Source organism: Haloglomus halophilum (assembly GCF_024298885.1).
In the GTDB taxonomy this organism is placed as follows: domain Archaea; phylum Halobacteriota; class Halobacteria; order Halobacteriales; family Haloarculaceae; genus Haloglomus; species Haloglomus halophilum.
Genome location: NZ_CP101166.1, coordinates 2,604,063 through 2,617,304 on the forward strand (window position 1 = coordinate 2,604,063; position 13,242 = coordinate 2,617,304).

The window sequence follows — 13,242 nt, forward strand, 5'->3', positions numbered from 1 at the left end:
ACGAACACCCGGCCGTTCGGACCCCGGACCTATGGCCCATCCCATCGTCGCCACCACCATGTTCGACCAGCACGCCGATTCCGACCCGCTCGTCCGGGCGCTGGCGGGGCGGGCGTTCGCCGACCCGTTCCCGTGGCGGTTCCTCACACGCGTCGCCGAGATTCCGGACCGACTCGGCGGCTCGGCCGGGGAGCGCCGTGCGGCCGACCTCGCCCGCGAGGCGCTCCCCGGCGAGCCCACGCTCCAGTCGTTCCCCATCGAGCGCTGGGCGCGGGGCCGGACCGACCTGACTGTGGCCGTCGACCGTCCGGATGGCACCGTCGAGCGCTCGTTCGAAGCCGTCGCGCTCCCGTACTCGCCCGCCGGGACGGTCGAGGCCCCGCTCGTCGACGTGGGGTACGGGACGGAGGCCGAGATCGCGGACGCGCCCCTCGACGGGGCCATCGCGGTCGCACGCACGGACAGCCCCGACGACGGCCGGTTCGTCCACCGGATGGAGACGTACGGCCACGCCGTCGACGCGGGAGCCGTCGCGTTCCTGTTCGTCAACCACGTCCCCGGGCAGTTGCCGCCGACCGGGTCGCTCCGGTTCGGGGGGTCGGGCGCGGTTCCGGGCGTCGGCGTCTCCTGGGAGACGGGCGCCTGGCTGACGGACTACGCGGACGGCGACGGTGACTCGCCGTCGGCCACCGCCCGGCTTGCCGTCGAGGCCACCACCGAGCGGGCCGAGAGCCGCAACGTCGTGGCGCACCTCGGCCCCGACACCGACGAGCGCGTGGTCATGGTCGCCCATCTCGACGCACACGACATCGCGGAGGGGGCACTCGACAACGGCGCCGGACTCACCGTGGCCGTGACGGCCGCGCGCCTGCTCGCGGCGGTCGCCGACGACCCGGACGCTCCCGATCCCGGTCTCGAACGGGGAGTCACCGTCGCGGCGGTCGGGTGCGAGGAGACGGGCCTGCTCGGGAGCGAGGCGCTGGCAGACCGACTCGACGTCGAGCACGTCCACGCGGTCTGCAACGTCGACGGGGCCGGGCGCGCCCGCGACCTGCGGGCGTTCACGCACGGGTCCGGAGCGGTCGAGTCGCTCGCGCGTGACGTGACCGACGCCGCCGGGGCGCCGCTCCACGTCGAATCGACGCCGCATCCGTACAGCGACCACTGGCCGTTCCTCCGGGCGGGGGTGCCCGCTCTCCAGTTGCACAGCCGGCCACCGACGGGCGGTGAGGGGCCTGGTGGTGGCGTCCGCGGCCGTGGCTACACCCACACGCGCGCCGACACGCGGGACAAGGTCGATGCCCGGGACCTCCGGAGCCACGCGGTCCTGACCGCGCTGCTCGTACGTTCGCTGACGCGCCGGGATCTGCCGCGCCGGGACCCGGCCGAGGTCGCGGTCGAGCTACGGGATGCCGGTGCCGAGCCGGGGATGCGCGCGGCCGGCATCTGGCCTGCACGCTGGGACTGACCGGGGGAAGGAACTTGCTCGTGGCCGCGCCCACTACGCGGGTCGAGGCCGTCGCCGTCGCGGCGCCACCCGTCAGGGGTCCCGCGAGGCACCGCGGCGCAACTGCGCGGCGACCCGCGCCCCCGTCGTCCGCTCGACCCGCCGGCGCTCGAACACCGTCCATGCGGTCGCCGCGGCCTGCTGGTCGACGGCGAACTCCAGGTCCGGGTAGTTGACCGCGACGAGGACCAGCGGCTCCGGCGGCGCGGCCGCGATGCCCTCGGGCCCGGCCAGTGGTTCGTCGTCGAGGGCGCGGTCGACGAACGCGAGGTCGCGCTCGCCCGCGCCCACGGCCGCGAGGAGGCCGGCAATCCGGCGGACGCACTCGCGAGGGAAGCCATCCGCCCGCGCCCGGAGCCGGAGGTACGCGCCGTCCCGGGTGGCCGACAGCGAGAGGTCCCGGCGCGTCCCGTCGCCCCGCGGGTCGGCGCTCAGGTTGTGCAGGTCGACCTCGCCGGAGAGGCGCTCGCACGCACGGTCGACCGCGTCGTCGTCGGCCTCGGGAGCGTGGAGGTGGTACTCGTACTCGCGCTCGCGTGCGTCGTGGGTCGCGTGGAAGTCCGCGGGCGCGTCGGCGCTCGCCCACGCGCGGATGTCGTCGGGCAGTTCGCCACAGAACGCGCGCGGTGTCAGCCAGTCGGGCGCGTCGAACGCGACGGTCTGGGCGACGGCCGAGACGCCGCGGTCGGTGCGGCCGGCGGCGGCCCACCCCGTCGGGGTCTCGCGACTGTCGCCGGCCGGACGCGGGTCGCCGTCGAGGACGCCGAGCCGACAGCACGCGTCCAGGAGCGTGTCCTCGACGGTGTCACCGTGCGGCTGGCGCTGGAAGCCCCGATAGGTCGTTCCGTCGTAGGCCACCCGGAACGCGCGGCGGGTGCGCGCCTCGGTGTCCCCGTCCGTGTCGGTCACGTCCGGGGTTCGGAGTACGGCCCCAAAACTGGCTTGCCCCGGGCCGCCGTCACGCCGGCCGTGCAGGCTGTCATCCCCGCTGCCGGCCGCGGGACGCGGATGGGGCCACTCACGGAACGGCGTCCGAAACCCCTCGTCCCGGTCGCCAGCCGCCCGCTCCTCGCGCACGCACTCGACGCGGTCCGGCCCGTGGTCGACCGCGGGGCGTCTCCGACGCCCCGGGCGAACGGCGAAGCCGTGAGCGAGGCCGTCGTCGTGGTCGGCTACCGCGGCGAACGCATCCGTGAACGGTTCGGCGATACCTTCGAGGGACTCCCGCTGACCTACGCCGAGCAACCCGAGCAGCGTGGGCTGGCCGACGCCCTGGCGTGTGCCGAATCAGCCGTCGACGGGCCGTTCGTCCACCTGAACGCCGACAACGTCTTCGGCGCCGACCCGGGTGGCGCGGCGAACGTCCGCCGGCTGGTCGCGCGCCGGCGCGAGACGGACGCCGACGCCGTACTTCTTGTCGAGCGTGTCTCCCGTGCGGCCGCGCGCCGGGTCGGTGTCGTGACGACCGACGACGCGGGGCGGGTGCGCGACGTGGTGGAGAAACCGGATTCGCCGCCCTCTCGGCTGGTGCAGACCGGCTGTTTCGTGTTCACGCCCGCGATATTCGAGGCGTGTCGCGCAATCGAGCCGGCCGACACGGGCGAGGTGGAACTGTCGGACGCCATCGCGCGGCTCGCGCGCGAGGGGCGCGTTGAGACGGTCCGGCTGCAGGGGTGGCGCGGCAACGTCAACACGCCCCGAGACCGTGCGGTCGTCGAGGCGCGACTGGCCGGCGAGCGCGTCCGTCGGGCGTCGAGCGACCGTCTCGACCGCTGAAACCGCACGACGCCGCCGGGGCGCGGTGGCCGCGGGATTCAATACTCCCCACGCCAATCCCGGGGTATGGACCCCGCGGTGCTCCGGGACGACATGGTCGACAGCCTCGAACACGAGGCCAAGCGGTGCGTCCGTTCGGAGGCCGTGAGTGTCGCGATGCGCGAGGTGCCGCGCGAGGCGTTTCTGGACGACGAGCGCGCCGCGTACGCCGACCGCTCGTTCGAGCGCCATGGGACCCGGGTGCTGGCGCCCTCGACGGCTGCCCGACTGGTGGAGGCACTCGCGCTCGAGTCGGGCGACGAGGTGCTCGTCGTCGGTGCCGGCGTCGGCTACACGGCCGCGGTCTGTGCGGAACTCGCCGGTGCGCGCCACGTCCACGCCGTCGATATCGACCGGCGGCTGGTGTACGAGGCGCGCTCGAACCTCGCGGATGCGGGCTACGGCGAGGTGCTGGTCGACTGCCGTGACGGTGCCGACGGCCTCCCCGAGTACGCCCCCTACGACCGCGTTCTGGTGGAGGCGGCGGCCATCGAACCGCCGCGCCGGCTGGTTCGGCAACTCGCCGCGGACGGCCGGCTGGTGCTTCCGCTGGGCGGCGGCGAGCAGACCCTCTCCGTGGTGACGCCGGACGGCCCGGGCGGCGAGGTGGTCGAGCGCCTCGGGACGACGGCGTTCGCGCCGATGCTGGTCGAGGGCGAGCAGGCCACGACGGTCGAGCGCAATCGGACCGTCCGCGAGGACCGCGAACACGCCCAGCGCGCGGCCGAACGGCGGAAGGGCTGGGAGCAGGAGTGGATCGACTGGGACCGGGAGCTGTGAGTAACTTTCTTATCTATTCGTTTGTGGTACTGATTGATTCAAAAAGTCCGAGTGGCTGAGATTATTCGTTTATCCGGTTCGTATACCCCTCCGAAGCCCTCGCGCTCTCGGCCTTCGAACCCGCCAGGACCGCGCGTGGGTCAGTCGGGCCGTGGACCTCACGCCTCCCCAACCGCTTGCAGTGCTCGCTCCCTGCGGTCGCTGCGCGCTTCAGCCCTCGCACGGTGCCGACGGCTGGCCTGCGGCACAGCCGCCAGCGCGCGCCAGGTTGACTGACGGGGATGCGCGACCTGCCACAATCCACGGGCCGGGAGCGCGTGGTTCGCGGCTTGCCCGCGAACCCGCGCGACCTGGGGAAGGGCGGGGCCGTCGCGCCCGCGATGCGTTCCACGCTCCTGGCGGACTCGAAGGGCGAGCGCTCTGGACGAAGCACGCCGACGCAAGCACCGCAGGGAGCGAACGCAGTGAGCGACCGAGGCGCGCAGCGAGGCGCACGAGTCCAGAGTGCGAGGGCTTCGTAGGTGGTTCTGCCATCGTCGATGTCGTGAGAGCGCACGAGGAATCCAGGGCCGTCCCCGTCCATCCCGGACTCGCGGTTTCGCAACTACCAAATACGCCCTTTCCGAAGTCCCCACCGATAGACATGGCCAGGCCGGAAGTTCTCGACCGAGTCAAGGAGGCCGAGCGTGAGGCCGACGAGATCGTCGAAGAGGCGGAGGCCGACCGCGAGGAGCAGATCGACGAGGCCCGGGCGCGGGCCGAGGAGATCCGCGAGGAGGCTCGCGAGGCGGCACAGGATATGAAGGATGAACGCCTCGCGGACGCCCGCGGGGAGATCGAGGAGGAGCGCGAGGCCATCATCGCGGAGGGCGAGGCCGACCGCGAGAAACTGCAGGCTCGCGCTCGTGACCGGAAGGAGGAGGCGGTCGAACACGTGGTGGACCTGTTCGAGGAGGCGGTCGATGCTCAGACCTGAGAAGATGGGCCGGGTCTCGGTAACGGGATCCAAAGCAGTTCTCGACGACGTGGTCGAGACGGCCCACGACCTCAACCTGCTCCACCTCACCGAGTACGACGGTGGCTGGGAGGGCTTCGAGCCGGGGAACCCGAGCGAGGGCGCCGACCGCGCATCCGACGCGCTGGTGACGGTCCGCTCGCTGGAGTCCATCCTCGAGGTCGACGAGACGGACGCCGAGGGTCAGCCCGTCCTGCCCGACGACCTCTACGCCGAGATCGAGGAGGTCCGCGAGCAGGTCAACGAGCTGGACGACCGCCGCGACGAACTGGAGGAGGAGCTCCGGAGCGTCGAGGAGGAACTCGACGCCGTGCGTCCCTTCGTCCAGCTCGGTATCGACCTGGACCTGCTGGATGGCTACGACAACCTCTCCGTCGCGGTCGGGGAGGGTGACGAGGCGGCCGTCAGGTCGGCGATGGTCGACCAGGCTGGCGTCGACAAGCACGAGACGTTCACGAGCGAGGAGAGCGACGTGCTCGCGGTGTTCGCCTACCCCGCCGTCGATATCTCCGACGCGCTGGTGGGCGCACAGTTCACCGCGTACGAGGTTCCGGACCTCGGTGACGACGGCGAGAGCGTCAGCCCCGAGCAGTACGTCCAGCAGCTCGAGCAGCGCTACCGCGAACTCGAATCGAAGCTCGAGACCGTCGAGGACCAGCTCGACGACCTCCGCGTGGAGGTCGGCGGGTTCCTGCTGGCGGCCGAGGAGAAGCTCGCGGTGCAGGTCCAGAAGGCCGAGGCGCCGCTCTCGTTCGCGACGACGGAGAACGCCTTCGTCGCCGAGGGCTGGCTCCCGTACGACGAGTACGTCGAACTCGCGGAGGGCCTGCAAGACGCCGTCGGGGACCACGTCGACGTGGACCTGCTGGAGGTCGCCGACTACAACGACGAGGGCCACCCGACCGACTCCGAGAACGTGGCCGGCGGCGCCGCCGGTGGTGTCGGCGAGCCGGCGGCCGCCGATGGCGGTGAGGTCGCATCCGACGGTGGCCGCGACCTGGGCCGCATTGCGGAGGCGGACGTGGCGACCGACGGCGCGGGCCCGGACGTGGCGATGAGCCACTCCACCCCGCCGGTCATCCAGGACAACCCCGGCCCGGTGAAGCCGTTCGAGGCGCTGGTCGAGGTCATCAACCGGCCGAAGTACAGCGAGCTCGACCCGTCGGTCATCCTGTTCCTGACGTTCCCCGTCTTCTACGGGTTCATGATCGGTGACCTCGGGTACGGTATCCTGTACATGCTGCTCGGCGGTGCGCTGATGACCCAGTTCGACTCGGACATCATCCGGTCGCTGGGCGGTGTCGGCGTGCTGGCTGGCTTCTTCACCGCGATATTCGGCGTGCTGTACGGCGAGTTCTTCGGGCTGCACCAGCTCGGAGAGATCGTCTGGGGCGGTAGCCCGCCCATCCACAAGGGGCTCATCCCCGAGTACAGCGACTACGCGCTCGGCTGGCTCGTCCTGAGCCTGCTGGCCGGCATCCTCCACCTGACTATCGGGTGGATCTTCGACTTCTACGAGAACCTCTCGCACGGGTTCAAGGACGCCATGCTGGAGTCCGGCTCCTGGCTCATGATGATGTTCGGCCTGTGGACGTGGATCTTCGCCGGCGCGAGCGGCTCCGCGCCGGACCTCATCTACGGCGCCGACAGCGTCTTCAACGGCCACCCGTTCCCGCTCGGCTTCGCCGGCTTCTCGCCGGAGATCGGCCTCGCGGGACTGGTGGTGTTCGGCGTGGGACTCGTCCTGCTCGTCGCGGGTGAGCCCATCGAGGGCGTCGAGTTCCTCAACGTGCTCGTCAACGTCCTCTCGTACACGCGGCTCGCGGCGGTCCTGCTCGCGAAGGCGGGGATGGCGTTCGTCGTCAACCTCCTGTTCTTCGGCGTGTGGGTCACCGAGACCGAGAGTGGGCCGGCGTGGCACTTCGGCATCGACCACTCGCCGCAGTACTACCTCGAACAGGGGACCTACCACGGCCACGAGGTCACGGAGGTCATGTTCGGCGGGCTCGTCCACGGCGGTATCGGCGCCGCGCTGGGCGGCATCGTCATCCTCGTCCTCGGGCACCTGCTGGTGCTCGCGCTCGGCGTGACGAGCGCCGGCCTGCAGGCCGTGCGTCTCGAGTACGTCGAGTTCTTCGGGAAGTTCTACGAGGGCGGTGGCGACGAGTACGAGCCGTTCGGCTACGAGACCCGGTTCGCGGGCGACGACTGACGACCCGGTCTCGACTTCCACGGTTCTCCGGCGGACATTCTTCGAACCCTGAGACTCCGCGCCGAACCCGGCAGCTACGACTCCGGAGTTCGATATTCCGTGGATGTGTCGGGCCTAATCACAGAAATCGACCGATAGCGCCGCCGTCGACCGGTTCCCGCGGCGACGGGAGGATTCACGCCCGTGAGGCACGCTACCGTGCGCAAGACCGCGGGTGGGTTTGAGAAGTTTTATTGGCTGGCTGTCCCGATAGCCGCCTGTTCGGAAGCGACTACCCACGGAGGAACCTCAAACAATGCTGGAACTCATCACGGCGCTTGTCACGTTCGTACTGCAGACCAACCCTGCCCCGGCCATCCCGCCGACCGCCGCGGCCGCCCTCGCAGTCGGGCTCGCCGCCTTCGGTGCGGGCTACGCGGAGCGCGGTATCGGTGCCGCCGCCGTCGGCGCTATCGCCGAGGACGACGACATGTTCGGTCGCGGGCTCATCCTCACAGTGCTGCCGGAGACGCTCGTGATCCTCGCGCTGGTCGTCATCTTCGTCGTCTAAACGCTCCCCCCACTTTTCGATTCATGAGCCTTGATACGGTCGTAGAGGACATTCGAGACGAAGCGCGCACGCGCGCGGAGGAGATCCGCGCGGAGGGCGAGGAGCGAGCCGAGCAGATCGTCGACGAGGCGGAGGCCGACGCCGAGCAGATCGAGGCCGACGCCGAGCAGGAGGTCGAGCGGACCATCGAACAGGAGCGCGAGCAGGCCCTCTCCAGCGCGAAGCTGGAGGCCAAGCAGGAGCGACTCGAGGCCCGCCGCGAACTGCTCCAGGACGTCCGCGAGGACGTCGAGGAGGAGGTCGCCGGGCTGGAGGGCGAGCGCCGCGAGGGGCTCACCCGGACCCTGCTGGAGGCCGCCGCACCCGAGTTCGAGGACGCCGACACCGTCCGCGTCCGGGGTCGTGAGGACGACGCCGACCTGCTGGAGACGATCTGCGACGACTACGACGGCTTCGAGGTCGGCGACCCGGTCGACTGCCTCGGCGGCGTCGTGGTCGAGAGCGAGGGCTCCCGCGTCCGTGTGAACAATACGTTCGATTCGGTGCTCGACGAGGTCTGGGAGGACAACCTCCGGGCCATCTCCGAGCGCCTGTTCGAGGAGCGATGAGTACGCGAACCCAGGGCGGCTCGAACTACGAGTACGTCACCGCGCGGGTGCGGTCCCGCCGTGCTCGGCTGTTCGACGAGGACGACTACCGCAAGCTGACGCGGATGGGGACGGGCGAGATCGCCCGCTTCATGGAGGAGTCCGAGTACGAGACGGAGATGAACGCGCTGGGGTCGCGCCACAGCGGAGTCGACCTCATCGAGTACGCCCTCAACCGGAACCTGGCGAACAACTTCGACGACCTGCTCCGGTGGGCGGACGGGAAGCTGTACGATTACGTCGCCCGCTACCTCCGGAAGTTCGACGCCTGGAACGTCAAGACCACGCTGCGTGGCATCTACTCGGATGCCGACCGGTCGTCGGTCGAGGACGACTTCATCCGGGCCGGCGAGTTCGGCGAGGAGCGGCTGACCCGCCTGCTCGACGCCGGCTCGATGGAGGAGGCCGTCGAGGCGACCCGTGGGACGATGTTCCACGGGCCGCTCGAGCTGGCGCTCGAGGTGTACGAGGAGAGCGGCGAGCTGGTGCCACTGGAGAACGCCATTGACCGCGCGTTCTACGGCCACCTGCTCGACGACCTCCCGGAGGAGCCGGGGCGTGCGACGGAGCTGTACATCGAGTTCCTGCGCGCGGAGATCGACTTCCGGAACCTGCGGAACGCGTTCCGGCTGGCCTACTCCGGCGCGGACATCGACCCGGCGGACTACTTCATCGACGGCGGCCGCCTGTTCGGCGAGGGCGACCTCCGCCAGCTGGCGAAGAACCCCGACGAACTCGCGGCCCGTGTTCGAGAGTCGCCGTACGGCGACGACCTCGACGAGGCCCTCGACGCCCTCGAGCGGGCCGAGAGCCTCATCGGGTTCGAGAACGCGCTCGACGCGGCGCTGCTGGAGTACTCGAAGCAGCTATCGAGCCGCTACCCGCTCTCGGTCTGCCCGGTGCTCGGCTACGTGCTCGCGAAGGAGCGCGAGATCGACAACATCCGCGCCATCGCGCGCGGTCGGGAGGCCGGACTGAGCGAGGAGGAGATCAACGAGGAACTGGTGGTACTATGAGCCAGGAGATCGGCGTGGTCGGGAGTCCCGACTTCACGACGGGCTTCCGGCTCGCGGGCGTCCGGCGCTTCGCGAACGTGCCGGACGAGGAGAAGGCGGACCGACTCGACGAGGCGGTCACGGAGCTGTTCGAGGACGACGACGTCGGCATCGTCGTGATGCACGACGACGACCTCGACCACCTCTCGCGGACCGTCCGACGCAACGTCGAAACGAGTGTCGAGCCCGTGCTCGTGACGCTCGGCGGGGACTCCAGCGGCGGAGCGCTCCGCGAGCAGATCAAGCGCGCGATCGGCATCGACCTGATGGAGGACTAACACATGAGCCAAGCGACAGACACGACCCCGGATACGGACGGGGTCATCGACAGCGTAAGTGGCCCGGTCGTCGTGGCGACGGACCTGGACGCGCGGATGAACGACGTCGTCTACGTCGGCGACGAGGGCCTGATGGGTGAGGTCATCGAGATCGAGGGCAACCGGACCACCATCCAGGTGTACGAGGAGACGTCCGCCGTGGCCCCCGGCGAGCCGGTCGAGAACACCGGCGAGCCCCTCACCGTGGACCTCGGACCGGGGATGCTGGACTCCATCTACGACGGTGTCCAGCGCCCGCTCGACGTCCTCGAGGAGCAGATGGGTGCCTTCCTCGACCGTGGCGTCGACGCGCCCGGTATCGATCTGGAGGCCGAATGGACCTTCGAGCCGACCGTCGAGGTCGGCGACGAGGTGACCCCCGGCGACATCCTGGGCACCGTCCAGGAGACGGTCCAGATCGAGCACAAGGTCCTGGTCCCGCCCGAGCGCGGTGACGAGGACAACTCCGGTGAGGTCGTCGAGGTCAACGGCGGCGAGCACACCGTCGAGGACACGGTCGTCGAGCTCGACACCGGCGCCGAGATCTCGATGCACCAGGAGTGGCCCGTCCGGGAGCCCCGCCCCTCCGCGAAGAAGGAGACGCCGACGACGCCCCTCGTTTCGGGGCAGCGCATCCTCGACGGCCTGTTCCCCATCGCGAAGGGTGGGACGGCGGCCATCCCGGGCCCGTTCGGTTCCGGGAAGACCGTCACCCAGCACCAGCTCGCGAAGTGGGCCGACGCGGACATCGTCGTCTACGTCGGCTGTGGCGAGCGCGGCAACGAGATGACGGAGGTCATCGAGGACTTCCCCGAGCTGGAGGACCCCATCACGGGCAACCCGCTCATGTCCCGGACCTGCCTCATCGCGAACACGTCGAACATGCCGGTCGCGGCGCGGGAATCCTGCGTCTACACCGGCATCACCATCGCGGAGTACTACCGCGACATGGGGTACGACGTGGCGCTGATGGCCGACTCCACCTCCCGGTGGGCCGAGGCCATGCGCGAGATCTCCTCCCGGCTGGAGGAGATGCCCGGTGAGGAGGGCTACCCGGCGTACCTGGCCGCGCGCCTCAGCGAGTTCTACGAGCGCGCCGGCAAGTTCCAGAACCTCAACGAGACGGAGGGCTCCATCTCGGTCATCGGCGCGGTCAGCCCGCCCGGTGGCGACTTCTCGGAGCCGGTCACCCAGAACACGCTGCGTATCGTGAAGACGTTCTGGGCGCTGGACGCCGACCTCGCGGAGCGTCGGCACTTCCCCTCCATCAACTGGAACGAGTCCTACTCGCTGTACCAGGACCAGCTCGACCCGTGGTTCAAGGACAACGTCGACGAGGACTGGCCCGACCGGCGACAGTGGGCCGTCGACACCCTCGACGAGGAGGACGAGCTGCAGGAGATCGTCCAGCTCGTCGGGAAGGACGCGCTGCCGGAGGACCAGCAGCTCACGCTGGAGGTCGCACGCTACCTGCGTGAGGCCTACCTCCAGCAGAACGCCTTCCACGACGTCGACACCTACTGCGAACCGGAGAAGACGTTCCGGATGCTGGGCGCCATCAAGACGTTCAACGACGAGGCGTTCAAGGCGCTCGACGCGGGCGTCCCCATCGAGGAGATCATCGACATCGACGCCGCCCCCCGCCTCAACCGGATGGGCGTCGCCGAGGACTACCACGACTTCATCGACGAGGTCGAGGAACAGATCGAGACCGAACTGCAGGAGAAGTACTGACGATGCAGAAAGAGTACAAGACCATCACGGAGATCAGCGGTCCGCTGGTGTTCGCCGAGGTCGACGAGCCCGTCGGGTACGACGAGATCGTCGAGATCGAGACACCGAACGGCGAGGTCCGGCGGGGACAGGTGCTGGAGTCGACGAGCGAGTTCGTCGCCATCCAGGTGTTCGAGGGGACCTCAGGTATCGACAAGAACTCCTCGGTGCGGTTCCTGGGTGAGACGCTGAAGATGCCGCTCACGGAGGACCTGCTCGGCCGTGTGCTGAGCGGCTCCGGTGAGCCCATCGACGACGGGCCGGCCATCGAGCCCGAGGAGCGCCGGGAGATCGTCGGCGCGGCGATCAACCCGACTGCCCGGGAGTACCCCGAGGAGTTCATCCAGACCGGCGTCTCCGCCATCGACGGCATGAACACCCTCGTCCGGGGGCAGAAGCTCCCCATCTTCTCGGCCTCGGGGCTCCCCCACAACGAACTGGCCCTGCAGGTCGCCCGCCAGGCGACCGTCCCGGAGGACGTCGAGGAGGGTGACGACTCGGAGTTCGCCGTCATCTTCGGCGCGATGGGTATCACCCAGGAGGAGGCCAACGAGTTCATGGACGACTTCGAGCGCACCGGTGCGCTGGAGCGGTCGGTCGTCTTCATGAACCTCGCGGACGACCCTGCCGTCGAGCGGACGGTCACGCCGCGGCTGGCGCTGACGACGGCCGAGTACCTCGCCTTCGAGAAGGGGTATCACGTGCTCGTCATCCTGACGGACATGACCAACTACTGCGAGGCGCTCCGTGAGATCGGAGCCGCCCGCGAGGAGGTGCCCGGTCGCCGTGGCTACCCCGGCTACATGTACACCGACCTCGCGACGCTGTACGAGCGCGCCGGCCGCCTCGAGGGTGTCGAGGGCTCTGTCACCCAGATTCCCATCCTCACGATGCCCGGCGACGACGACACGCACCCGATCCCGGACCTGACCGGCTACATCACGGAGGGGCAGATCTACGTCGACCGCGACCTCAACAGTCAGGGCATCAAGCCGCCCATCGACGTGCTGCCCAGCCTCTCGCGGCTGATGGACGACGGTATCGGCGAGGGCCTCACCCGCGAGGACCACGCCGACGTCTCCGACCAGATGTACGCCGCGTACGCCGAGGGTGAGGACCTGCGCGACCTCGTGAACATCGTCGGCCGCGAGGCCCTCTCCGAGCGGGACAACCTCTATCTGGACTTCGCGGACCGCTTCGAGCAGGAGTTCGTCCAGCAGGGCTTCCGCACCGACCGCGACATCGATGAGACGCTCGACCTGGGCTGGGAACTGCTCTCGATGTTCCCGAAGCCCGAGCTCAACCGCATCGACGAGGAGCTCATCGAGCAGTACTACCACGAGGACGTGGAGACCGAGGCCGGCGAGGAAGAGGAAGTCGCCGCCGACTGACGACACCGCTCGGCTCCCGGTTCTCCATCACCTTCTCCGCTCGCGCTGGACTGTGAGCTGTGCTCGCGGGTGTGCCCAGCCGCGACACCAGCGACGGGTTTCATTTACCAGGGCATCCTGTTCGTGACCACATGACAGCGACGGGACCGGCGACGACGGTGCGTGCGTACGGCAGTGGGT

Annotated in this window: 12 protein-coding genes; 11 read left to right on the forward strand and 1 reads right to left on the reverse strand. The window is 69.7% G+C overall.

Annotated elements, in window-relative coordinates; translation table 11 throughout:
* The first annotated feature begins 58 nt into the window (after positions 1-58).
* Positions 59-1,468, forward strand: coding sequence for a M28 family metallopeptidase (locus NL114_RS12620; protein WP_254821273.1), 1,410 nt, complete (start codon positions 59-61; stop codon positions 1,466-1,468).
* 72 nt (positions 1,469-1,540) lie between these two features.
* Here the strand turns inward: NL114_RS12620 and truA are convergent, their stop codons facing one another.
* Positions 1,541-2,416, reverse strand: coding sequence for a tRNA pseudouridine(38-40) synthase TruA (truA, locus tag NL114_RS12625; protein ID WP_254821274.1), 876 nt, complete (start codon positions 2,414-2,416; stop codon positions 1,541-1,543).
* A 60-nt stretch (positions 2,417-2,476) separates the two neighbouring features.
* Between truA and NL114_RS12630 the strand changes: the two genes are divergently transcribed.
* From NL114_RS12630 to NL114_RS12675, 10 genes are all read left to right on the forward strand, one after another.
* The gene (locus NL114_RS12630; protein WP_254821275.1) at positions 2,477-3,283 is read left to right on the forward strand and encodes a nucleotidyltransferase family protein; all 807 of its coding nucleotides are present in this window, start codon (positions 2,477-2,479) and stop codon (positions 3,281-3,283) included.
* A 66-nt stretch (positions 3,284-3,349) separates the two neighbouring features.
* The gene (locus NL114_RS12635; RefSeq protein WP_254821276.1) at positions 3,350-4,102 is read left to right on the forward strand and encodes a protein-L-isoaspartate O-methyltransferase family protein; all 753 of its coding nucleotides are present in this window, start codon (positions 3,350-3,352) and stop codon (positions 4,100-4,102) included.
* A 643-nt stretch (positions 4,103-4,745) separates the two neighbouring features.
* Positions 4,746-5,078 carry an ATP synthase archaeal subunit H gene (gene ahaH, locus NL114_RS12640; protein WP_254821277.1) on the forward strand — a complete coding sequence of 111 codons (333 nt, stop codon included), beginning with the start codon at positions 4,746-4,748 and terminating at the stop codon, positions 5,076-5,078.
* Positions 5,065-7,329 carry a V-type ATP synthase subunit I gene (locus NL114_RS12645; protein WP_254821278.1) on the forward strand — a complete coding sequence of 755 codons (2,265 nt, stop codon included), beginning with the start codon at positions 5,065-5,067 and terminating at the stop codon, positions 7,327-7,329. The genes ahaH and NL114_RS12645 overlap by 14 nt, the downstream gene beginning before the upstream one ends.
* Positions 7,330-7,624: 295 nt before the next feature.
* Entirely contained in the window at positions 7,625-7,879 is a 255-nt protein-coding gene (locus NL114_RS12650) for a F0F1 ATP synthase subunit C (RefSeq protein ID WP_254821279.1), read from the forward strand.
* A 23-nt stretch (positions 7,880-7,902) separates the two neighbouring features.
* The gene (locus NL114_RS12655) at positions 7,903-8,487 is read left to right on the forward strand and encodes a V-type ATP synthase subunit E (RefSeq protein ID WP_254821280.1); all 585 of its coding nucleotides are present in this window, start codon (positions 7,903-7,905) and stop codon (positions 8,485-8,487) included.
* On the forward strand, positions 8,484-9,542 hold the full coding sequence (locus NL114_RS12660) for a V-type ATP synthase subunit C (protein WP_254821281.1): 1,059 nt from the start codon (positions 8,484-8,486) through the stop codon (positions 9,540-9,542). Before NL114_RS12655 ends, NL114_RS12660 begins: the two co-directional genes overlap by 4 nt.
* A complete protein-coding gene (locus tag NL114_RS12665; RefSeq protein WP_254821282.1) occupies positions 9,539-9,859 on the forward strand; it encodes a V-type ATP synthase subunit F in 321 nt (106 codons plus the stop codon). Before NL114_RS12660 ends, NL114_RS12665 begins: the two co-directional genes overlap by 4 nt.
* Positions 9,860-9,862: 3 nt before the next feature.
* A complete protein-coding gene (locus NL114_RS12670; protein ID WP_254821283.1) occupies positions 9,863-11,632 on the forward strand; it encodes an ATP synthase subunit A in 1,770 nt (589 codons plus the stop codon).
* Positions 11,633-11,634: 2 nt separating this feature from the next.
* A complete protein-coding gene (locus tag NL114_RS12675) occupies positions 11,635-13,062 on the forward strand; it encodes an ATP synthase subunit B (protein WP_254821284.1) in 1,428 nt (475 codons plus the stop codon).
* The last annotated feature ends 180 nt before the right edge of the window (positions 13,063-13,242 follow it).